The sequence below is a fragment of the Fusobacterium sp. FSA-380-WT-3A genome, assembly GCF_012843705.1.
Taxonomy (GTDB): domain Bacteria; phylum Fusobacteriota; class Fusobacteriia; order Fusobacteriales; family Fusobacteriaceae; genus Fusobacterium_B.
Genome location: NZ_JABAFQ010000003.1, coordinates 123,230 through 146,593, shown reverse-complemented (window position 1 = coordinate 146,593; position 23,364 = coordinate 123,230). Strand labels below are relative to the sequence as shown.

The window sequence follows — 23,364 nt, the reverse complement described above, 5'->3', positions numbered from 1 at the left end:
AAGATAATATTAAAAAAGTGAGTTTATTATTTTTGATGAAGTAAATAAGAAATATTTTTATGAAAATAAATTTTTTCTTATAATAAAAAATAAAAGGGATATTGCAAAAATACAATATCCTTTTTATTTTGATTAAAATTTAGATTTTTTTCCAAAAATTTTTTAATTCAGTTACTTTATCAGTATCTTTTAAAACATCTCCTTTTCCATAAGCAGAAACATCTATGTTTCCAATGAAATCCCATTTTAAATATTCACATATACATTTGAATTGTCTTTTTATAATATCATATTCTTCATCACTTAGTTCAGCAGCTCCAACAGTAACCAAACCTATTTTTTTAGATTTTCCTCCTAAAAATTCGCCTTTCATATATATTCTATCTATTGCTGCCTTCATTTGAGAAGTTATTCCCCACCAATAAACTGGAGAACCAAAAATAATAACATCAGATTCAAGGATTTTTTCAGCTATCATTTGTCCATCATCTTTTGTAATACAATTTCCACCAGATGTTTTACAATAATCACAACCTAAACATCCTTTTATTTGTAATTTTGAAAGATTAATAGTTTCTATTTCACCTTTTATATTTTTTTCTATCTCTTCTTTTAAAACTTTTAAAGCTATTTCTGTATTTCCTTCAAATCTTGGACTTCCATTTAATAGTAATATTTTCATTTTTTATCCTCCTAATAAAAGTTTTCTACCCATATTTTATATTTACCTCTTTTTCATTATAAAGTCAAGGAGAATTTAATATAACTACTATAATATTAATTCTTGACAATGGAAAGAATATATAATATACTTTATTTTAATTAAATAAAAGAGGGGGTAGTTTTTATGAATGAACAAGAGAGAATAAAAAATCTAACCTCTGAAGAAACTCAATTTAATAGAGAAATTGGAGTTTTTGGGGGAGTTAGTATTATTGGAGGAATCATGATAGGGTCAGGAATTTTCTATCTTGGTTCTTATGTATTAGAAAGAGTTAATATGAATTTAGGTTTAGCTCTTTTATGTTGGCTTATAGGAGGATTAATCTCATTAATGGCAGGGCTTTGTTATGCAGAATTAGGAACTTTAATGCCTAAGGCTGGGGGAAGAACTGTATATTTAACAGAGGCTTTTCATCCAATAGTTGGTTTTTTAACAGGATTTACTGATTGGGCTATTGGTGGACCAGGTTCTGTAGCTAGTATAGCTATTGCTTTACCTACAGCTTTAAGAACTTTCTTTGATATGAGTGATTTTACAATAAAAATGATAGCTATTGTACTTATAGTTGTATTAACTATATATAACTGTTATGGAGTTAAAGGTTCAAGTTGGCTTCAAAATGCTTCAATGGTGGCAAAATTAATACCTATTTTATTAATAATGTTTGTGGCTATTTTTGTAGGAGATGTAAAACCAGATTTTTCTTTAGCTAGTGTATCAACTGCTGTTGAAACTAGTGAAAGAGGCTTAATTGGAATGATAGCTTTTGCTGTTGTGGCTACTTTATGGGCTTATGAAGGTTGGACAAACTTAAATACATTAGCAGAAGAGATAAAAAATCCAAAAAGAAATTTACCTTTATCTTTAATTTTTGGTATAGGTGGAGTAACTTTACTTTATGTATTATTTAACTTCTCAATATTTAAAGTTCTTCCTCATGAAGAAATTGTATCTATGATAGGTAGTGGAGATTTTTATTTAGGAACTGCTGTAGCTAAAAAAGTTCTTGGAAATGTTGGAGCTTCAGTAGTTGTTATAGGAATGGTATTAGCTATGTTTAGTGCTCTTAATGGATTAATAATGGCTCAACCTCGTATGTATTATGCTATGGCAGTAGAGGGACATTTCTTTAAATCTTATGCTTATTTACATCCAAAATATAAAGTTCCAACAGTTGCTATAGTTATTCAAGGAGTTATCTCTGTAATTTTAGTTTTATTACGTAACTTAGAACAATTAACAATTTTAGTTGTATTCTCAAGTATGATATTTAGTTTCTTATCAATAGTAGCAGTAATGAGATGTCGTAAAAAATATCCTACTCTAGAGCGTCCTTATAAAGTTTGGGCATATCCTGTATCAGTAATAATAACTGCAGTAATTTTCTTAGGACTAGTTATTAATACATTTATAGAAGATACAACAAACTCTATATTAGGAACTTTAGTTCTAGTAGTTGGAGTATTTTTCTATATGTATTTTGATAAAAAATTAAAAAAAGGTGAGTAGTTATGAGTAAACAAACTTTAATATTTAATGGGAAAGTTTATCTTGAAAGAGAAAAATTTACAGAAGCTATACTTATAGAAGATGGAATTATAAAAAAAGTTGGAAAAAAAGAGGAGCTTTTACCATTATGTTTAGAAGATTGTAATAAAATAGATTGTGAAGGGAAAACAGTAATTCCTGGATTAAATGATTCTCATTTACACCTTATACAATTTGCTGAAGTATTACAAGAAGTATCTACTTTTGATTGTACTTCAGTAGAAGATTTAGTTGAAAGATGTATAAAATTTAAAAAAGAAAATCCTGAGTTAACAAAACATTGTATCCATGCTATAGGTTGGAATCAAGATTATTTTCCAGATAAAAGAATACCAACAAGATTTGATTTAGATAAAATTTCTACAGAAATTCCAATTATATTAGAGCGTGTTTGTGGTCATATATTATCAACAAATACAAAAGCAATAGAATTATTAGGAATTGATGGAAATTCTCCTCAATGGCCTGGTGGGACTTTTATGATAGGAGAAGATGGATATCCTAATGGAATCTTTACAGAGAATGCTTGTAACTTTGTAAAAAAACTTATTCCAGATTATACAATGGAAGATAGAGAGAGAATGCTTATAAAAAGTATGGAACAAGCAGTTTCTTATGGACTTACAAGTGTACAAAGTAATGATATAGGAACGACAATAGTAAAATCAACAGATGAACATTTTGCAATGTTTAAAAAATTATTTAAAGAGGGAAAAGGACTTCTTCGTTATAGACATCAAGTTTGTTTTACAGATGTAGAAGAATTTAAAAAATATGTAACAGAGGGAGAATTTACTAGAGATGGTTATTCAGAAGAAAATTGGATAACTTTAGGACCTTTAAAACTTTTTAAAGATGGAAGTTTAGGAGCAAGAACTGCTCTTATGTGTAAACCATATAATGATGACCCAACAACAACAGGAGAACATTTTACAACAACAGAAGAGATGGAGCAATATTGTGCTATTGCTAAAGAACATGGAATTCAAGTTGTTACCCATGTTATTGGAGATAGAGCTATAAAAGAAACAATAGAATGTTATAAAAAAGCTTTTATTGATGGTGAAAATAAATTAAGACATGCTCTTGTTCATTGTCAAATTACTGATAGAGAGATGTTAGAAGATATTGCAAAGTCTGGAATGCTTGTTATGTACCAACCAATATTCCTAGATTATGATATGAAAATAGTAGAGGATAGATGTGGAAAAGAATTAGCTTCTACTTCATATGCTTTTAATACTCTTGATAAATTAGGTGGCAAAATATCTTATGGAACAGATTGTCCTGTAGAATCTTGTAATCCATTCCCAAATATTTATTCTGCTGTAACAAGAAAAGATGCTAATGGACAACCAATAAATGGATTTTATCCTGAAGAATGTGTAGATATTTATACAGCAATAGATGCCTATACAATAGGTAGTGCTTATGCTGAATTTTGTGAAGATAGAAAAGGAAGAATAAAAGAAAATTATTATGGAGATATAGTTATATTAGATAAAGATATATTTACAGTTGACCCTATGGAAATTAGAAATATAAAACCTGTTATAACTATGGTTGGTGGAAAAATAGTTTATTCTCAAAAATAAAAGATTAAAAAGCTATTGTAAATTTTACAATAGCTTTTTTTATAAAAATATTATTTTTATTTCATTTATTTTAAAGAAATAATTATATTTCAATAAATTATTTCCTATTTATTGAATTATTTCATAGATTATTTAAATTTTATTTCATACTTACCAATTATAAAATCTATTTTTTTATGATAAAATATAAAAAAACTTATGGAGGTAAAATGGAAAAAGTTATATATGAGATTGAAATAAATGAAATGGGAAAGTTTTTAGAAAGACCCAATAGATTTATTTCAAAAGTAGAATTAAAAAATAAAGGTATTGTAACAGTTCATGTACATGATAGTGGAAGAATAAAAGAGTTACTTTATAAAGGGAATGAAGTTTCTCTTAGAAAAGCTAAAGATTTAACAAAAAGAAAAACAGAATGGGATTTAATTTCAGCTAAAGCACCTGATGGAGAGGATATTCTTTTAAATTCATCTTTTCATAGATATATTTCAGAAAATATTTTAAGAGATTTTTCAATATCACCTTTTGGAGAAGTGGATTTAGTGAAAGCTGAAGTAAAAAATGGACATAGTCGTCTTGATTATTATTTAGAAAAAAAAGGAGAAAAAATTTGGGTTGAAGTGAAAGGAGTTTCACTTTCAGAAAATAAAATAGCTATATTTCCAGATGCCCCATCTGAAAGAGCAGTAAAACATTTAGAAACTTTAATGGAAATTAAAGAAAAAGGAGAAAGAGCAGCAGTAATACTTTTAATTTTTAGAGATTCTTATAGTTTTATACCAAATTATAAAACAGATAAATCATTTTTTGAGACTTTTTATAAAGCTCTAACTAAAGGTGTAGAAGTATATCCAATTCAATTAAAATTAAAAAATGGAAAAATTTATTTTACTGATAAAAAAATTAATATTATTTCTAAAGAAAATACTATATTTTAAGAAAAAAATACTAAAAATTTAAGAAAAACAAAAAAATTAAAAAAAACACTTGATTTTTTTTAAAGAATGTTTTATACTTTACCCAAGAAAACTTTAGGGAGGGTTATATGTTTAAACTACTTAGCATAATATTTGTCATAAGTATAATAAATCTGATATGCATGAATATCAGAAGTTTTGACGTACAAAAAATAAGTGCTAAGAGTTGTTTAGTGTAACCGTTTTTTACTAGGGATAAAATGAAAAAAATTTTATAAAAAATTAAGTAAAAAATAAAAAACAGCCTTGGCTCAAGGCTGTTTTTTTTATAGACATTACAAGGAGGAAGTTTATGGAAATCAGAGTTGAAAGAGTTAAAGAGTTAAAGGAGAAACCAGACCAAAACAAATTAGGATTTGGAAAATATTTTACTGACCACATGTTTTTAATGGATTATTCAAAAGAAAAAGGATGGCATGATGCAAGAATAGTTCCTTATGGACCACTATCTTTAAGCCCAGCTTCATTTGTTTTACATTATGCTCAAGAGGTATTTGAAGGATTAAAAGCTTATAGAACAAAAGAGGGAAAAGTTTTATTATTCCGTCCTGAAATGAATGCCAGAAGAATGCAAAAATCTTGTGAAAGACTTTGTATGCCAGAGTTTCCAGAAGATATGTTTGTTGAAGCTATAGAAAAATTAGTTGAATATGAAAAAGAATGGATACCATCAGCAGAGGGAACTTCTCTATATATTCGTCCATTTATGTTTTCAACTGAAGCTACAGTAGGAGTCCATCCAGCAAGTAATTATCTATTTGCAATAATTTTATCACCTGTAGGAAACTATTATCCAGAAGGAGTTAGTCCTGTAAAAATCTATGTTGAAGAAGAATTAGTTCGTGCTTGTAAAGGTGGAACAGGATTTACAAAATGTGGAGGAAACTATGCAGCTAGTATCCTAGCTCAATACAATGCTCAACAAAAAGGATATACACAAGTTCTTTGGTTAGATGGAGCTGAACGTAAATATGTAGAGGAAGTTGGAACAATGAATGTTATGTTTTTAGTTGATGGAGAAGTTTATACTTCACCTATTGATGGAACAGTTCTTCCAGGTGTAACAAGAGATTCTTGTATTCAACTTTTAAAAGATTGGGGATATAAAGTACATGAAGAACATTTTACTATAGATTTCTTAATGGAAGCAGCTAGAAATGGAAAACTTCAAGAAGCTTTTGGAACAGGAACTGCCGCTGTAATATCTCCAGTAGGAGAATTATTCTATAGAGGAGAAACTGCTGTTATCAATGATTTTAAAACAGGAGCTTTAACTCAAAGATTATATGATACTCTAACAGGTATTCAATGGGGTAAACTAGAAGATACAAAAAATTGGACAAGAGAAGTTAAATAAGAGAGGTTTATGAAATCAAAAGAGTATTTAAATAATTTATTGGAAGTATATAAAAGTTGTTTTGATATAGAAGAAAATCTTAAAATTGATGAGTATAATTTTTCAGCCTATGGATATTTTAATTCCAAGGCTGAAAAATATGTGTTAGTTAAAGAAGTTAATCTTTGGGAAGTTAATAATTTTGAATATATTTTTTTCTTAGAAGTAGAGAAACTTAACGAAAAAGATATAGATAACATAGAATTTTTAATAAAAAATAGTATTGAAAAAGATTATGTGAGAAAAGGGGAAAAATATCCTCCTAAAAATCATATGACAAGTTATATATCAATAGTTTTTATATCTTCAAATGAAATTTCAGAAAATGTAAAAAGAAAAATAGAAAAATTTAAATTTGAGAAAACATATCTATTTTCTATAAGAGGTTTTTTAACAACTAGATTTATAGGTGTAGATTTAATAAAAAATAAAATATACTATAATAAATCATCTAAAGAAATTATAAGTGTATTTGAAAAAAGTTTAAAAATTTGATGATAAGGAGAGGGAAATTTATATGAGTAGTTTATTAATTTTATCATTAGCTATTATTTTATTTTTAGTAGCCTATGTAACATATGGTTCATGGTTAGCAAAACAATGGGGAGTAGACCCAAAACAAGTAACTCCAGCTCATACAATGGAAGATGGAGTAGATTATGTACCAGCTAAAGCTCCTATTTTATTAGGACATCATTTTGCTTCTATTGCTGGAGCAGGACCAATAACAGGACCTATTCAAGCAGCAGTTTTTGGTTGGATTCCTGTATTTTTATGGATTGTTATTGGAGGAATATTCTTTGGAGGAGTTCAAGATTTTTCATCTATCATTGTTTCAATAAAACATGGAGGAAAAACTTTAGGAGAAGTTATAGAAGAATATATTGGGCATAAATGTAAAGTATTATTTACAACATTTGCTTGGTTAGTAATTTTATTAGTTATTGCTGCCTTTGCTGATATTGTAGCTAGTACTTTTCAAGGATATACAATAGCAGCTGATGGAACAAAAACATATATTCAAGCTAATGGGTCAGTAGCTACAGCTTCTGTATTATTTATCCCACTAGCTATAGCTTTTGGATTCTTAGTATATAGAAAAAATGCTCCACTTGTTATTTCTTCAGTTGTTGGAGTGGCTCTTTTAATTTTATGTATATACATAGGATTAAAATTCCCTATTTATTTAAGTAAAAATTTTTGGTTAGGATTTGTGTTTGTCTATATTATTATTGCTTCAGTAACACCTGTATGGATTTTATTACAACCAAGAGATTATTTAAATAGTTTCTTATTATATTTTATGATTTTAGCTGCTTTTATTGGAGTTGTATTTACAAATCCAACAATTAATTTACCAAGCTTTACAGGATTAAAAAATAGTTTTAATGGACAATTTGTATTTCCATATCTATTTATTACAGTAGCTTGTGGAGCTATTTCAGGATTTCACTCATTAATTGGTTCTGGAACAACTTCAAAACAATTAGACAATGAAAAAGATGCTAAAATGATTGGATATGGTTCTATGTTAATAGAATGTGTATTAGCTGTTATTGCTTTAATTACAGTAGGAGTTTTATTTAAAGATGGGCAAATGCCAGCTGGTTCACCAGCTGTTGTATTCGCTACAGGAGTTTCAGGATTCTTTGGAGCAATGGGATTTAATGATGTAGCTGTTAGAACTACATTTACAGTAATCTCTCTAGCTTTCTCAGCTTTTGCTTTAACTTCATTAGATACAGCTACAAGATTAGGAAGATTTTTATTCCAAGAGTTATTTACTTCTAAAAATCCAGAAGAAAATGTAGGAATTAAAAAATCATTTAGTAATATGTATGTAGCTACAATCATTACAGTATTCTTAGGTGGATTACTATGTCTTGGAGGATATAAAAATATTTGGCCTATATTTGGAGCATGTAACCAATTGGTTGCTGTACCATGTTTCTTAGGAGTTTCTGTATGGTTAGCAAAAACAGGAAGAAATAATAAAATGTTATTTATTCCTATGATATTTATGATTTGTGCAACTATGAGTTCTTTATTAATTTCATTTAAAACTAATATAGCATTATTAATTTCAGGTCAAGGAAAATTAGCAGTACATGGATTACAATCAGTTGTAATTTTCTTTATCTTTATTCTTGCTTTTATGTTAGTTGTAGAAGGAACAAAAGTTTTAATTGACCTTAAAAAAAATACTAATTCAACTAAGTAGTTGATTTCGGTATAAATCCTTTGTAATGTTAAAAAACAAAAGCCACTCGAAAGGGTGGCTTTTGTTTTAATAATTATTTTTTCTTTTTAGTAGGTATTTTTTCCTTTTTTTCTATAATATTTCCATCTTTATCTAAAGTTTTGATATTTCTACATTCTGGGTATCCTGTACAAGCAAGGTATCTACCAAATCTACTTTTACCAATTCTAAATGGACGTCCACATTTTTCACAAACTCCAGCTTTATCAAGAATAGCCTTTTCTTCAGATTTTATTGCCTGTAATCTTTCATTTAATTTTACAACACCATCTTCTATTAAAACTTGATTTTGCATTAAAGCTTTCTTTATTTCTCCAGGAAGAGGAACTCTAATATTATCATTAGTATAATTTTCACTTTCTAAGTAACTTCCAAAACGTCCAACTTTAAGTAATAATCTAGCTCCATCATCACTGAAAACATCAGTTAATTTTCCTTTTTTCTCTTCTAATTTTGCTTCTAAAATATCTTTTACAAATATTTTTCCTTTTTGTATATCTTCCATAGGAATATCTATTCCACGAAGAGAGATATTTTGTTTGCAACCTTCTTCATTACAAGCAAGGTATCTACCAAATCTACCATTTTTCATTATCATATATCCTTTACCACAAGGACAAATAACATCTGAAACAATGATTTTATTTTCATCTTCGTCAACAATTTTTTTGTATTTTTCAATATATTTAGAAAGTTCAGAATAGAATTTTTCAAGAACTTCCTGCCATTGTTCTTTACCTTCTGCTATATCATCAAGTTTATTTTCCATGTCAGCAGTAAATTTAACATTCATAAAACTTTTGAAATTTTCATTAAGTACATGTTTAACTTGGTATCCTAATTCTGTAGGAATAAAACTTTTTCCTTTAAGAGTAACATATTCTCTGTCTTTTAAAGTATTGATAATAGTAGCATAAGTAGATGGTCTACCAATTCCATCAGATTCTAATTTTTTAATAAGAGATGATTCTGTTAATCTTGCAGGTGGTTTTGTAAAATCTTCTTTTATATTTAATTTTAAAAGTTTTAATAAATCATCTTTTTTAATATTAGGGAAATCTCCTAATGGAATATCTTCTTCATCTTTAAATATTTTATAATATCCATCAAATAGGATTTTATTTAAAACTCCCCTAAATTGGATATTTTCTTTTGAACAGATAAGTTCAAATTGCTCATATTTCATAGGAGCTAATTGAGAGATTAAAAATCTTTCCCAAATAAGAGTATACAATTTTAATTGGTCTTTATCTAAAAATTTAGATAAATAATCAGGAGTATATTCTATAGTTGTAGGTCTAATTCCCTCATGGGCATCTTGAATATTCTCTTGTTTTTTAGTAGATTTTTTAACTTCTCCACCAACATACTCTTTTCCAAAATTTTCAAGAATATAATCTTTTGCCATTTTTGAAGCTTCTTCTGAAATTCTTATAGAGTCAGTTCTCATATATGTAATAAGTCCTTTATGAGTTCCATTTATATTAACTCCCTCATATAAACCCTGAGCTATTTTCATAGTCTTTGTAGCTGAGAATCCTAAATATGAAGATGAAAGTTGTTGAAGAGTACTTGTTTTTAATGGAGCAGGTGGATTTTTAGTTTTTTTAGTAACCTTAGCACTTTCTACTAAAAATTCCTCTCCCTTAAGAGATTTAATTTTTTCAACTATTTTTTCATCTTTTAATTTATCAATTTTTTTATTATCAACTTTGTATAAAGCTAGTTTAATTTTATTTTCAAATTCTCCATTTATATCCCAAAATTTTTCAGGTACAAAGGCTTTTATACTATCTTCTAATTCACAAATTAATTTTAATGCTACTGATTGAACACGACCAGCACTTGTATTAGATGAAACAGTTTTCCATAGAAGAGGGCTAACTTCATATCCCACAAGTCTATCTAAAATTCTTCTAGCTTGTTGAGCATTAACCTTATTTATATCAATTTTTTTAGGATGTTTTATAGCTTCTTTTATAGCTGAAGCTGTAATTTCGTTGAACTCTATTCTATTGTTTTCATTTTCATCTAGTTTTAAAGTATGAGCAATATGCCAAGCTATAGCCTCTCCTTCTCTATCAGGGTCAGAAGCAAGATAAACTTTATCTGATTTTTTAGCCAAAGCTTTTAAATTTTTTGTAACATCTCCCTTTCCTCTGATGGTTGAATAATTTGGAGTAAATCCATTTTCTATATCAACACCTAAAGAACTTTTAGGCAAATCTCTAATATGCCCAAAAGAAGCTGTTACTTGGAAATTACTTCCTAGTATTTTTTCAATAGTTTTAGCTTTTGCTGGTGATTCTACTATAACTAGATTTTTTTTATCATTCTTCTTCATAATATCAAACCTTTCCAAAATAAAATAAATTTATTTTATTTTTCTAATATATTTTCCTCCACTAATACTTAGAATGTATCCGTTTATTTCCATTTCCATTAATATAGCTAATAAAATTTTAGCTTTTATTCCTGTAATTACAATTAATTCATCTAGTGATTTTTCTTTTTCTAAAATATTATATATCTTAGTTTCATCTTCTGATAGATTTAAACTTATTTTATCATATTTTTCTATAGGCCAGTTAAATTCTTTGAGTATATCTTCACTAGAAGTGATAAGTTTAGCTTCAGAATTTTTTATTAAATTATTAGTTCCTGATGAGACAGGAGAATAAATATCTCCAGGTATAGCAAAGACATCTCTTCCCTCTTCTAAAGCTAAAGAAGCTGTTATAAGACTTCCTCCTTTTTCTTTACTTTCTACTACAATAATTCCTTTGGATAAACCTACAATTATTCTATTTCTCATAGGAAAATTATATGATAGTGGCTCAGTACCTAAAGGAAATTCAGATATTAAAAGCCCTTTTTCTCCAATCTTTTCCCAATATTTTTTATTTTCTCTAGGATAAATTATATCTAAACCAGAGCCAATAACAGCAATAGTTTTTCCATTATTTTCAAGAGCAGTTTTATGAGAAATTGTATCAATTCCTAAAGCTAATCCACTTACAATAGTAACTTGAGATTTCACTAAATCACTTGTTATTTTTTCACATACTCTTTTTCCATATGTAGTTGGTTGCCTAGTTCCAACAATTCCAATAGTTTTTTCATTTGCAATAGATATATCTCCTTTATAATATAAAAATAAAGGTGGATGAGAAATATTTTTTAAACTCGTTGGATAATTTTTATCTTTTAAAGATATAATATTTATATTCTTTTCTTTAAGAAAAGTCAATTCTTTTTCTAAATTTGTTTTTTTAGACTGATATATTAAAGAAATTGTTTCCTCATCAAATTTAAAATATAATTTTAATAATTCTTTATCTAATGAAAAAATATCTTCATATTTTTCAAAACGGAGCATAAGTTTAGCTATAATACTATCTTTAATTCCCACAATTCTTAATCTATACCAATCCATATTTTCACCTATTATTTACCATGAGATTTTATTAAAAGTTCATTTATAATTTTTGAATTAGGATATAATATTTTTCCATCATTCAAAACAAATCTAGCATTAGAATAATCTTTTTTCAAAATATAAAGATTTCCTAAAGCAGCATAAGCTTCCTCTGTATTTCTCATTTTCTTATATTTTAACAAATCAGCTAATGCTTCTCTATATTTTTCTTGATTTCTATAACACAAACCTCTTTCAAGATAAGGTTCTGCTAAGTTTGGATTCATATCAATAACTTCACTATAATATAAAATGGCTGTATCATAATCACCTAAAAATCTATTTGTTACAGCAGCTCCAAAAAGATTTTCAATACTATTTATATTTTTACTAAAAACTTCTCTTGCTTTTTCATATTTTCCATGAGTAAAATAATAATTTCCTAATTTATATACCTCTTTTGAATCATTACTGATAGATTCAATATGATAACGGAAAGCTTCTTCATAATATTCAAGCATAGCAGCAGCTTTTTCTCTAACTCTCTCTCTATTTACTAACTCTTCAATAGTAGCAATATCAGCTGGTCTTGGGTCATCTTTTTCTTTTACTTTTATAGGAATTTTAAATTTTGTAAGTCTATTATGATTATCCTTATCACGATATTGTAATTCAAGGGCAATCTTTACATTTTCATCCTTTTTATCTTTTGAAGAATTTGAATAAAGAGGACTAGCAAAAATATTTACTGTTAAAATACAGATTAATAAAATTTTATAAAAATATTTCATTATTTTTTTATCTCCTTTACAGTAGCTTTTAGACTACCATCATATAGTTTTATAAAAAGTTCATCACCATTTTTAATCTCTTTAGATGACTTTATTATTTTATCATTAGATTTAACCACAGAAAAACCTCTCGAAAGAATATTCAAAGGGTTTAAGGCTATAAGTTTTTCAACTTGTAATTTTAAATTTTGATTTTTTCTTTCCAATATTAGTTTAAGATTTTTTTCTAAAAGTAATTCTCTTTCATATAAATCTTCTCTAGCATTCTCAATTTTTTTATTAAAATTTTTAAATACATATGATTGAGTCTTATTTTCTAAAATTAATTTTGAATTTTTTATTTTTTCATTTATAAGAGTTGTAAGATATCTTTTATCATCATCTAATAATGATAAAATCTCTTTTTTTACAGGAACAGAGATTTCTATACTTTGAGTAGGAGTTGCTGCTCTAACATCAGCTACTAAATCTGTTAAAAGGAAATCTGTTTCATGTCCAACAGCTGATATTATAGGTTTTTTACAATTAAAGAAAGCAAGAGCAACTTTTTCTTCATTGAAAGACCATAAATCTTCTATACTTCCTCCACCTCTTCCAGCTATAATTAAATCTATCTCTGGAATTTTATCAAGAGTTTCAATCCCTTTTATAATCTCTTCAACGGAACCTTCTCCTTGAACTTTAGCTGGATATACATAAATATTAATATTATCCATTCTCTTTCTAGCTGTAGTTATTATATCATAAAGTCCTGCTCCAATAGAAGATGTAACTATTCCTATTGTAGTAGGATATTTTGGTAGAGGTTTTTTATTGAGTGGAGAAAAATATCCCTCTTCCTCCATTCTGATTTTTAACTTCTCTAATTTTCTATACAACTCACCTATTGAATTTTCTTTTTCAATGTGACGGACAAGTATTTGAAAATCCCCACGAACCTCATAAAATCCAACATCTCCAAAAAGTGTAACATTATCTCCCTCTTTTAAATCTTCTGGAATTCTTTTTAATTTATAATTAAATGCTACACATTTTATCTGAGATTTTTTATCTTTTAAGGTGAAATATAGATGTCCACTTCTATAATAAGTTATGCCTGATAACTCACCTTTTAGAAAAAAATTATGAAATTCAGGAATTTCATCTACATATTCTTTTACTATTTTATTAAATTCAGAAACATTGTAGATTCTATCTTTCATTATAACTCCAATAATATATTTTTTAACTGATTCATTTTATCTCTTTTTACTATAGCAGTTTCAAAATCAAGTTCTTCAGAACATTTCTTAATTTCTTTTAAAAGTTTTTCAATCTCTTTTTCAATCTCTTCTTTACTAGTGAAGTTCTTAGTAGGAGATTTTTTAGAGATTTCTTCTGTATCTAATCCATAATCAAGATTTAAAATTTCTTCAGAAACCTCTCTAATTATAGATTTTGGGTCTATATTATTAAATACATTATATTCATGTTGTATTTTTCTTCTTCTTTCAGTTTCCTCAATAGCTTGTCCCATAGATTTTGTTATAATATCTCCATAAAGAATAGCTTTCCCATTTAGATTTCTAGCAGCTCTTCCAATGGTTTGAATAAGAGAACGACGGCTTCTTAAAAATCCCTCTTTGTCAGCTTCAAGAATAGCCACAAGAGAAACTTCTGGAATATCTAACCCCTCTCTTAAAAGGTTGATTCCAACTATAACATCAATAGTTCCATATCTTAATTCACGAATTATTTCAATTCTTTCAAGAGTATCAATGTCTGAATGCATATATTTTACTTTTACACCTAAAGTAGAATAATATTCTGTAAGCTCTTCAGCCATTTTTTTAGTAAGAGTTGTAACCAAAACTCTCTCTTTTTTCTTTACTCTTTCTCTTATTTCATTTAGTAAATCATCAACTTGATTTTCAGTTTTTCTTATTTCAATTTCAGGGTCAAGAAGCCCTGTAGGTCTAATAAGTTGTTCTGCAATATTTCCTTTAGATTCTTTTATTTCAAAATCTCCAGGAGTTGCTGAAATAAAAACTGTTTGATTTGAAATATTTCTAAATTCTTGAAATTTTAAAGGTCTATTATCAAGAGCAGCTTTTAATCTAAATCCATTTTCTACAAGAGATTCTTTTCTAGCTCTATCTCCATTGTACATTCCACCAATTTGTGGAACACCTATATGAGATTCATCTATAAATATTAAAAAATCTTTTGGAAAATAATCTATTAAAGTATCTGGTCTTTCTCCAGGTTTTTTACCACTTAAATATCTTGAATAGTTTTCAATCCCTTTACAATGACCAATCTCTTGTATCATTTCTATATCATAATTGGTTCTTTGTTCTAATCTTTGAGCTTCTAAAATATTTCCTTTATCTTTAAAAGCTTGAACTTCTACATTCATATCATTTTTTATTTCTTCAATTATTTTTTCAAGTTTTTCCTCTTCTGTCAAATAATGAGTAGAGGGATATATAACAATTCTTTGTATATTCTTTTGAATTTTTTGTCCTGTCAAAGTATTTATAGTGGAAATTTCATCTAAATCATCACCAAAAAATTCTAATCTATATCCAATCTCCATATATGATGGATATATATCAATAACATCACCTTTTATTCTAAATTTTCCTCTTTCAAAGGCAATATCATTTCTTTCATATCTTAAATTTATTAATTTTTCTATTAATTTGTTTCTATCATATCCTGTTTTTAAATCAATAGGTATAGTCATTTTTTTATAAGTTTCAGGAGAACCTAATCCATAAATAGCTGATACAGAAGCTACAATTATAACATCTTTTCTATTTATAAGAGCAGCAGTAGCTGAGTTTCTAAGTCTATCTATATCATCATTTACAGATGAATCTTTTTCTATATATGTGTCAGTAGATTTTATATAAGCTTCAGGTTGATAATAATCATAATAAGAAACAAAATACTCAACAGCATTTTCTGGAAAAAATTTTTTGTATTCAGAATAAAGCTGAGCTGCTAAAGTTTTATTAGGAGCTAAAATAAGAGTAGGTTTTCCAACATTGGCAATAACATTAGCCACTGTAAAAGTTTTACCAGAACCTGTTACACCTAATAATACTTGGTCTTTTACTCCCTCTTTTATTCTTTTTGTCAAAGTTTCTATAGCTTGAGGTTGGTCACCTGTAGGCTTAAAATTAGAATGTAATTTAAACATAAAATCTCCTAAACAAAAAATCATATACACTATTGTATAATATTTTATAGATAAAATAAAGTCAAAAAAATTAAATTAATTCAGAGAAAATAGAGAAACTAATATTTTCCCATTTTATTTTCATATTACTATTCATAGAAATTTTAACAGATTTACTACTATCTAAAATTCTTTTAACAGAGTTATTAAAAAGAATATGGGCACTTTTTTGTGTTGTGTCTATTTTTTTCTTTATTTTGCTACTTGATTCTATAAAATTATCGTTATAGTCATCTAAACTTTCCATAGACATTGTTATTTCTAACTCTCTATCATCAAACTCCCTTTCAATAATTTTATTTATACGAACAACAGCTTTTACTAAATATTCTTTTTTTAATTTTTTAGGTACAACAATTTCCATAGAAAAATTATCAGTAAACTCTTTATCATTTTCAATCACAAAATCATATTGACTTAATGTTTGTTCTCCACTAATATCAACTTGCATTTTTCTTTTTACTTGTTTAATATCTTTATAAGCTCCTAATAAATACATAAGTTTTGTTACAGCAGCTTCTGGAGTTAAATCAGCTCCACTTATAACTCCGACATCTGTAAGTTTGGCACTAGCTTCATATAATCCCATTTTAACAAAACCTTTTGTACATTGAGTAATATCAATAATAACAATATTTTTAGAAGAGATATATTCTAATATTTCAAGAAATTCCTTATTAGTTGGAGCATTTCCATTTCCAAAAGTTTTTAGGATAACCCCTTTTATATCACAATTATCATCAAAGATTTTTTTCAAATAATTAAAGTTAAGTCCTGGGAAAAGTTCTAATACAATAACTTGATTAGATATTCTTTTATCTACATAAAATTTATCATTACTAGGTTTTAAAATTCTATCTTTTATAATTTTTATATCTCCACCAATCTCTCCAATAGCTGGATAGTTTGGAGATGAGAAACCAAAATAATTTGTAGCATCTATTTTTCTGGCTCTATTACCTCTAAGCAAAGTATCTCTAAAAAATATAGCAACTTCAGGAACAAGTCTAACTCCATAAATTTCATTTCCAGCTATTTGAATAGCTGTTATAAGATTTTGTAAAGCATCACTTCTTGGGAATTGAAGGGGAACTTGAGAACCTGTAAGTATTATTGGTTTAGAAAGATTTTTAAACATAAAAGAAAGAGCAGAAGCTGTAAAAGCCATTGTATCTGTCCCATGTAAAATTACAAACCCTCTATAATTATCATATTCTTTTTCTATAAGCTCCCCTATTTTTATCCAAACTTCTGGAGACATATCAGAAGAATCTATTAAAGGATTAAATTGATAATAATCTGTTGGAAATTTTTTTAAAATAGGATGTTCTTTTGCTATTTCATTCCAATCATTTGCTGGTCTTAATGGGCTAGTTGGGTCTTTTGGGTCATTATGAACCATCCCAATTGTTCCACCTGTATTTATTATTAATACTTTTTCTAGCATTTGTACCTCCAAAAAATATTTTTCAATAAAATTATATCATAAAAAATTATAAGAATAAACAAAATAAAAACTATTATTTTTGATAATATACAAATAAAAAAGACTATTGCATATTCTTTTTTATAAAATGCAATAGCCTTATTGTTATAAGAATAAAAATTTAAAAATTATTATTTTATGATAAATAATATCCATTACTATTTAAAATTTCTTGGAATTTATCTATATTTTCATTTTTTATTATAATGTGGAAATTTTCAGCTTTTAATATAATTTTAGATAGCTCTTTATTTGATGAAATAAAACTTATTAATTCCTTATCTTGTTTAAGTTGTAACACACTATAATCTTGTAATAATTTTACAGATGACATTCTCTCTTTAACTCCTTCAAAAAATTCCTCCCAAATTTCTCCAGGAGTTTCAGAAATTTTCTTTCTAAATTCATTGATTTTTTCTTCAGCTTCTTTTTTATTAGAAACTTTTTTTAAGAAACTTTCATATGAAAGTTTATATTTATTTTGAGCTATCTTATTACCAATACTTTCTAAGAATAAAGCTCTAGTAGGAGCTTCCCCAACAATACTTGCTATTAAAATATCATCTTCTAAGAATACAACTCCCTCTTCCTCTTGCTTAAATTCAAAAGAATCTCTCTTATCAAAGATGTATTCCCCTAATTCAGTAAGTTTAAAAGCTTTTATTCCATCATATTTGGATAAGTAACCGTGTCTAAGATAAAGAGAATTTTTTCCATTTGGAGCAGTATAATAAATCTCTAAAACTCCAAAAGTACCTAAAATAAAAAGTATAGATTTTATAAAGGGCTCTATAATATAGTCTCTATAAGCTTCATAATTTAAAAGTTTTGTTCTTTCATAATTTGCTTCATTAATATATACACGTTCATATACTTCATCAACATTTAAAATTTCAATAAATTTATCATTATAAATTATATAATTTATAATATTATCCACACTTATAATTTTATTAGGAGATATATTTTGTAAAATATCTCTAATTGTATGAATTCCTCTTATAACTTCACTATTAGTTTTTTTAGGTTTTGCATATCCTTTTAGATAATTTAAATATAATCTTGGGAAGGTATAATTATCATCTATAATATTTTTACCATCTAAGAAGTCTAATATAATTGTCTTTAAGTTATTTCCTTTCATATATGTAGAAGTTAAATATTCTTTTTTTAATATATAAAAGAAAAGTGCTATAGTTTCAGTTTTTAAGAAGTCCAAATCATTTAAGTCAGTATAATATTCCTCAATATTACAATATTTATGCATTCCAATTTTAGAGGATTTTAATAACTTTCCACTAGAAGAGATTTCTAGTTTGTTATCATTAAAGAAATTAAAATATTTTCCTAAATTTTCAATAATACTTTCTTCATTATTTCCTACTTTGTATCCATCTACTTTATTTATTGTATAGATAAAACATTCTTTATTTTTAGGTAGGAATTGTCTATACCATCTTACAATATCATTGTCTAAATATAAAAACTCATTTTTTTTGTTATCTTCACCATATTTAAAGAAAGAATAATTCTCATTTAGATTTACAATAGATGAAAATTTTTGATTTGTTTTAAAAAATACATCTCTCTCTTCTGGAGAAATAAGATATTTTCCATTCCAAGCAATTTCTGTAAAGATTTTTTGTATGTTTTCTGGTAAGGTATGAAAAATAGTTAAAAATATCTTTTCCTTTGAAAATACTTGCTCAATTAAATCTAAAAATTTTATTTTAGGACTATTTTCAGTTAAAAGAGAAACTTCAAAAAGTCCTAAATTTATACCGATATATCCATCAGCAATCCATTTTATAAAATATGTTTTAAAAAGATTATACAACATCTCCTGTGTATAAAAATTATCTAAGGCTTTTCTAAATCTATCTTTATTAATTCCCAATTTTTACTCCTTAATTACCTAAGATAAATTCAATATCCTCTTCACTTAAGAATTTGAAATCCGCCCCTTCATCAGATATTAAATTTTCTATAAGTAAACTTTTAGCTTTTTGTAATGTTAATATTTTTTCTTCAATAGTATCTTTTAGTATCATCTTATAAGCAAATACAGTATTGTCTTGCCCAAGTCTGTAAGCTCTATCTATTGCTTGATTTTCTACTGTTTTATTCCACCAAGGGTCATAGATAAATATAGTATCTGCTGCTGTAAGGTTAAGTCCAACACCACCTGTTTTTAAAGTCATAACAAATACTTTATAAGTTGGGTCTGTTTGGAATTTATCAACTAAAATATGTCTGTCCTTAGTATCCCCTGTCATTGATAAATATTTTATTCCTCTGCTTTCTAATTCTTTACAAATACTATTTATAGAAGTTAGATAGTTAGCAAATATTAAAACTTTATGGTTATTTCCAACTGCCTCAATAGCATTTTCAATGACGGCTATTTTTTTATTAGAGAAAATATTTGGATTTTTATTTTCAGGACAACTTGCAATTTGTCTTAATTCATTAAGAGCTTGTAAAATACTAAATTGACTTTTATTTATTCCTTGAGTTTTGATACTCATATGAACTAGATTATAATAATAACTTCTTCTCTCTTCATAGAATTTCTTCTGTTCTTTATTCATTTCTATAAACAGAGTTTTTTCAATTTTTTCTGGTAAGTCTTTAAGAACTTCTTTTTTAACTCTTCTTAAAATAAATGGATAAATTCTTTTCTTTAACTCTTCCATAGCATTTTTATCATTATCTTTTTGGATTGGAAGAATATAATATCTGTTAAAATTATCCAAAGAGCCAAACATAGTTGGATTTAAAAATCTAAATAGAGAATAAAGCTCTAAAAGATTATTTTCTATTGGAGTACCAGAAAGAGCTAATCTATATCTAGTATTTAAAAGCATTATAGCTTTATTAGCTTGTGAATAAATATTTTTTATATTTTGAGATTCATCAAGAATTACAAAATCTAATTTTATATCTTTTAAAATTTCTATATCATTTCTAATAGTTCCATATGTAGTTAATATTACTTCAAATTTTTTAAATGTATCTAAATCTCTGTTAGTACCATAATAAATTCCTACTTTTAAATTTGGACTAAATTTATTGATTTCACTTTCCCAGTTAAAAATAAGACTTTTTGGCATTACAATTAGAGTTTTTTCACTTAGTTTTTTACTATGTAAATTAGTTATAACTGAGATTGCTTGTAAAGTTTTTCCAAGTCCCATATCGTCAGCTAAGCAAGCACCTAAATTATTTTCTAATAAGTATGATATCCAATGGTAACCATATTTTTGATATTCTCTTAAAGTAGCATTGATTTTTGGAAGATTACTATTTAAAGATATATTGTTGATTCCTTCAAAGAAATCTCTTTGAGGGTTATGTCCATCTTCAAATATTTTTTCATTTATTAAATCTTCTATTATAGGTAAATCAAAGAAAGAGATTTTTACATTATTAGAAGTTGTATTTTCAAATACTCTTTCTAATTTTTCTATATATTTCTTATTAATGATAGCACTACTTCCATCACCAAGCACAATATATGAATCTTTTTTAAGTTTAGCTAAAAGTTCTATGATACTAAACTTTTCATTTCCTATTTCAACCTCTAAATTTCCTTCTAAAAAGTCTATAGAAGTTGATAATTTTCCGATTAATTTTGGTTTTATAAATTTAATATTATATTTTTTTAGTTTATCAGAACCAACTATTCTATATTTTGAAGCTAGTTGAAATAAATCTTTTGTAATGAATTCTTTTGCAATATCCTCTTGAATTATTAAAAGATTTCCTTCATCTAAATAATATCCAGAACGGATAGAAAAACTTCTTTGATGTTTTAATAAAAGTTTTATAATTTCATCTATTACATATTCAAAAGTTTTATGATTTACTTCACAAAGAAGTAATTTCTTTTCCAAATTATTAATAAGTATTAATTTTTCTAAATCATGTTCTTTTATGAAAGAATCACTTATTGTGGAAAAGAAAGTTTCAATTTTTAAAAATAAGCTGTTGTCTTTTGAAATCTTTTCGATAGAAAGTTGTGGAATAGCTTCTATATCTTTTTTTTCCTCTAAAGAAAAATCGTTATATAAAATTTCTAAATCTTTTATATAGTGGTTTGCAAGAGATAAATATGCTTCAACAGAATCCTTTGGAATTTCTGTATTCATCTCTTGAATAAAGTGAATATCATCTATAAAATTATCAAATACATAGATAATTCCCTTTCTAAAAATAAGGTTTTCACTTATAACTTTAAAATCAGTATACTTTTTATTAAGTAATAATTGAGATTTTAAAATTGCATCATTATTCTCTATATCTTCAATCTTTAAAGTAAGAGTATTTTCTTCAAAACTCCAAAGTATTTTATTAAAATTTTCATCTACAAAGGTATCTATATTTTTTAAATTATTAATAACTTCTGCAGCATCTTCTAAATAAAGTTCCTTATTATTAGGCTCATCTCCCCAACCTGAAAAGAAGTCATCCTGTTCAACATCTTTTAGTATAGCTATAATATTTTGTATATGTTCATTTTTTATATTATAATTAGAAAAATCTGTGATTTTATTTTTTTGATTGTCTATAGCTCTTATAAAACCACCATTTTCATCAGAACATAACATAAAATATATATTTTTTTCATCTATTAAATTATCCATGTTTTCATTCCTTTTAAAAAAATTTCCAATGGATATTATATCATAATAATTTAATTTTGACAAGGAAGGTATTTTTTTATTAATACTTTTGAAAGAGTGCCTCTGATTATAAATTTTTTAAGTTTTAAAGGATAAATAAAATTTTTAAAATAAAAAAATATTTTATAAAAATTATTTAATATATAAAAAAGACTGTTGTAAAAATCTTACAACAGTCTAATAAAAATATTTGATTAATTAGTCATTATATCCGTTAGGATTATTACTTTGCCATCTCCAAGAGTCAGCACACATTCTATCTAAATCATATTTAGCTTCCCAACCAAGTTCAGTTTTTGCTTTAGTAGGGTCAGCATAACACATAGGAACATCTCCAGGTCTTCTTTCAACAATTTTATATGGAATGTCATGTCCACAAGCTTTACTAAATGCTTTAACCATATCTAAGACGCTATATCCTTTTCCTGTTCCTAAATTGTAAGTTACAAGTCCAGGACTAGTTTCTAATTTTTCTAATGCTTTAAGATGTCCATTTGCTAAGTCTACAACGTGAATATAATCTCTAACTCCTGTTCCATCGTGAGTAGGATAATCATTTCCATATATACTTAAAACAGGTAATTTTCCTATAGCAACTTTTGTAATATAAGGCATTAAATTGTTAGGAATTCCATTTGGTTCCTCTCCAATTTTTCCGCTTTCATGAGCTCCAACTGGATTAAAATATCTTAAGATTGCTACATTTAAAGTAGAATCAGCCTTACAAATATCTCTTAACATATCTTCTATCATAAGTTTTGTACTTCCGTAAGGGTTTGTTGTGCTTAATGGGAAATCTTCTAATATAGGACAAGTATGAGGATTTCCATAAACTGTTGCTGAAGAACTAAATACAAAGTTATGAACATTAAATTCTCTCATTGTATTTAAAACTGTAAGAGTATTTACAAGGTTGTTTGTGTAATACTCTAATGGTTTTGCTACAGATTCTCCAACAGCTTTGAAAGCTGCAAAGTGAATAATAGAATCTATTTTATTTTCCATAAATACTTTTTTAAATTCTTCTTTATTAAGAATATTTAATTTATAAAACTTAGGTCTTTTTCCTGTAATCTCTTCTATTCTGTCAATTACTTTTTCTGAACTGTTACTTAAATCATCTACTATGATAACTTCTTTTCCTGCTCCTAAAAGCTCAACTACTGTATGACTTCCAATATAACCTGCTCCACCTGTTACTAAAACTGCCATATTTTCACCTCACAATAAATATTTATACCATAATTATACTTTATTA

Annotated in this window: 15 protein-coding genes and 1 pseudogene; 6 read left to right on the top strand and 10 right to left on the bottom strand. The window is 26.5% G+C overall.

Annotated elements, in window-relative coordinates; genetic code table 11:
- Window positions 1–139: 139 nt before the first annotated feature.
- Window positions 140–682, bottom strand: a complete 543-nt coding sequence (locus tag HF862_RS03805) for a flavodoxin family protein (RefSeq protein WP_170186601.1) — start codon at window positions 680–682, stop codon at window positions 140–142.
- A gap of 165 nt (window positions 683–847) precedes the next feature.
- Here HF862_RS03805 and HF862_RS03800 point away from each other — a divergent pair, with 165 nt between their 5' ends.
- The 6 genes from HF862_RS03800 (at window position 848) to HF862_RS03775 (ending at window position 8,461) form a co-directional block, all read left to right on the top strand.
- The gene (locus HF862_RS03800; RefSeq protein ID WP_170186600.1) at window positions 848–2,233 is read left to right on the top strand and encodes an APC family permease; all 1,386 of its coding nucleotides are present in this window, start codon (window positions 848–850) and stop codon (window positions 2,231–2,233) included.
- Window positions 2,234–2,235: 2 nt separating this feature from the next.
- Window positions 2,236–3,867, top strand: coding sequence for an amidohydrolase (locus HF862_RS03795; RefSeq protein WP_170186599.1), 1,632 nt, complete (start codon window positions 2,236–2,238; stop codon window positions 3,865–3,867).
- Between the two features lie 209 nt (window positions 3,868–4,076).
- Window positions 4,077–4,805, top strand: coding sequence for a DNA/RNA nuclease SfsA (sfsA, locus tag HF862_RS03790; RefSeq protein ID WP_170186598.1), 729 nt, complete (start codon window positions 4,077–4,079; stop codon window positions 4,803–4,805).
- 331 nt (window positions 4,806–5,136) lie between these two features.
- Window positions 5,137–6,201, top strand: coding sequence for a branched-chain amino acid aminotransferase (locus HF862_RS03785; protein ID WP_027128062.1), 1,065 nt, complete (start codon window positions 5,137–5,139; stop codon window positions 6,199–6,201).
- Between the two features lie 9 nt (window positions 6,202–6,210).
- The gene (locus HF862_RS03780) at window positions 6,211–6,735 is read left to right on the top strand and encodes a hypothetical protein (RefSeq protein WP_170186597.1); all 525 of its coding nucleotides are present in this window, start codon (window positions 6,211–6,213) and stop codon (window positions 6,733–6,735) included.
- A gap of 22 nt (window positions 6,736–6,757) precedes the next feature.
- Complete coding sequence (locus HF862_RS03775) at window positions 6,758–8,461, top strand: carbon starvation protein A (protein WP_170186596.1); 1,704 nt, start codon at window positions 6,758–6,760, stop codon at window positions 8,459–8,461.
- 73 nt (window positions 8,462–8,534) lie between these two features.
- Here HF862_RS03775 and topA read toward each other — a convergent pair whose 3' ends face one another.
- The 9 genes and pseudogenes from topA to galE all read right to left on the bottom strand — a co-directional run bounded on the left by topA (window position 8,535) and on the right by galE (window position 23,318).
- A complete protein-coding gene (gene topA, locus HF862_RS03770; RefSeq protein WP_170186595.1) occupies window positions 8,535–10,844 on the bottom strand; it encodes a type I DNA topoisomerase in 2,310 nt (769 codons plus the stop codon).
- Between the two features lie 30 nt (window positions 10,845–10,874).
- Window positions 10,875–11,936, bottom strand: coding sequence for a DNA-processing protein DprA (dprA, locus tag HF862_RS03765; protein WP_170186594.1), 1,062 nt, complete (start codon window positions 11,934–11,936; stop codon window positions 10,875–10,877).
- 11 nt (window positions 11,937–11,947) lie between these two features.
- Window positions 11,948–12,709: a tetratricopeptide repeat protein gene (locus tag HF862_RS03760; protein ID WP_170186593.1), complete on the bottom strand. Its 762-nt coding sequence runs from the start codon at window positions 12,707–12,709 to the stop codon at window positions 11,948–11,950.
- Window positions 12,709–13,911, bottom strand: coding sequence for an exodeoxyribonuclease VII large subunit (gene xseA, locus HF862_RS03755; protein ID WP_206038999.1), 1,203 nt, complete (start codon window positions 13,909–13,911; stop codon window positions 12,709–12,711). The genes HF862_RS03760 and xseA overlap by 1 nt, the downstream gene beginning before the upstream one ends.
- Window positions 13,911–15,896: an excinuclease ABC subunit UvrB gene (uvrB, locus tag HF862_RS03750; RefSeq protein WP_170186592.1), complete on the bottom strand. Its 1,986-nt coding sequence runs from the start codon at window positions 15,894–15,896 to the stop codon at window positions 13,911–13,913. Before uvrB ends, xseA begins: the two co-directional genes overlap by 1 nt.
- A gap of 457 nt (window positions 15,897–16,353) precedes the next feature.
- Window positions 16,354–17,382: pseudogene (locus HF862_RS03745) on the bottom strand (asparaginase); the annotation flags it as partial.
- Between the two features lie 175 nt (window positions 17,383–17,557).
- Window positions 17,558–19,318, bottom strand: a complete 1,761-nt coding sequence (locus HF862_RS03740; protein WP_170186590.1) for a hypothetical protein — start codon at window positions 19,316–19,318, stop codon at window positions 17,558–17,560.
- Between the two features lie 10 nt (window positions 19,319–19,328).
- A complete protein-coding gene (locus HF862_RS03735; protein ID WP_170186589.1) occupies window positions 19,329–22,067 on the bottom strand; it encodes a DEAD/DEAH box helicase in 2,739 nt (912 codons plus the stop codon).
- Window positions 22,068–22,304: 237 nt separating this feature from the next.
- Window positions 22,305–23,318, bottom strand: coding sequence for a UDP-glucose 4-epimerase GalE (galE, locus tag HF862_RS03730; RefSeq protein WP_170186588.1), 1,014 nt, complete (start codon window positions 23,316–23,318; stop codon window positions 22,305–22,307).
- Window positions 23,319–23,364 lie beyond the last annotated feature (46 nt).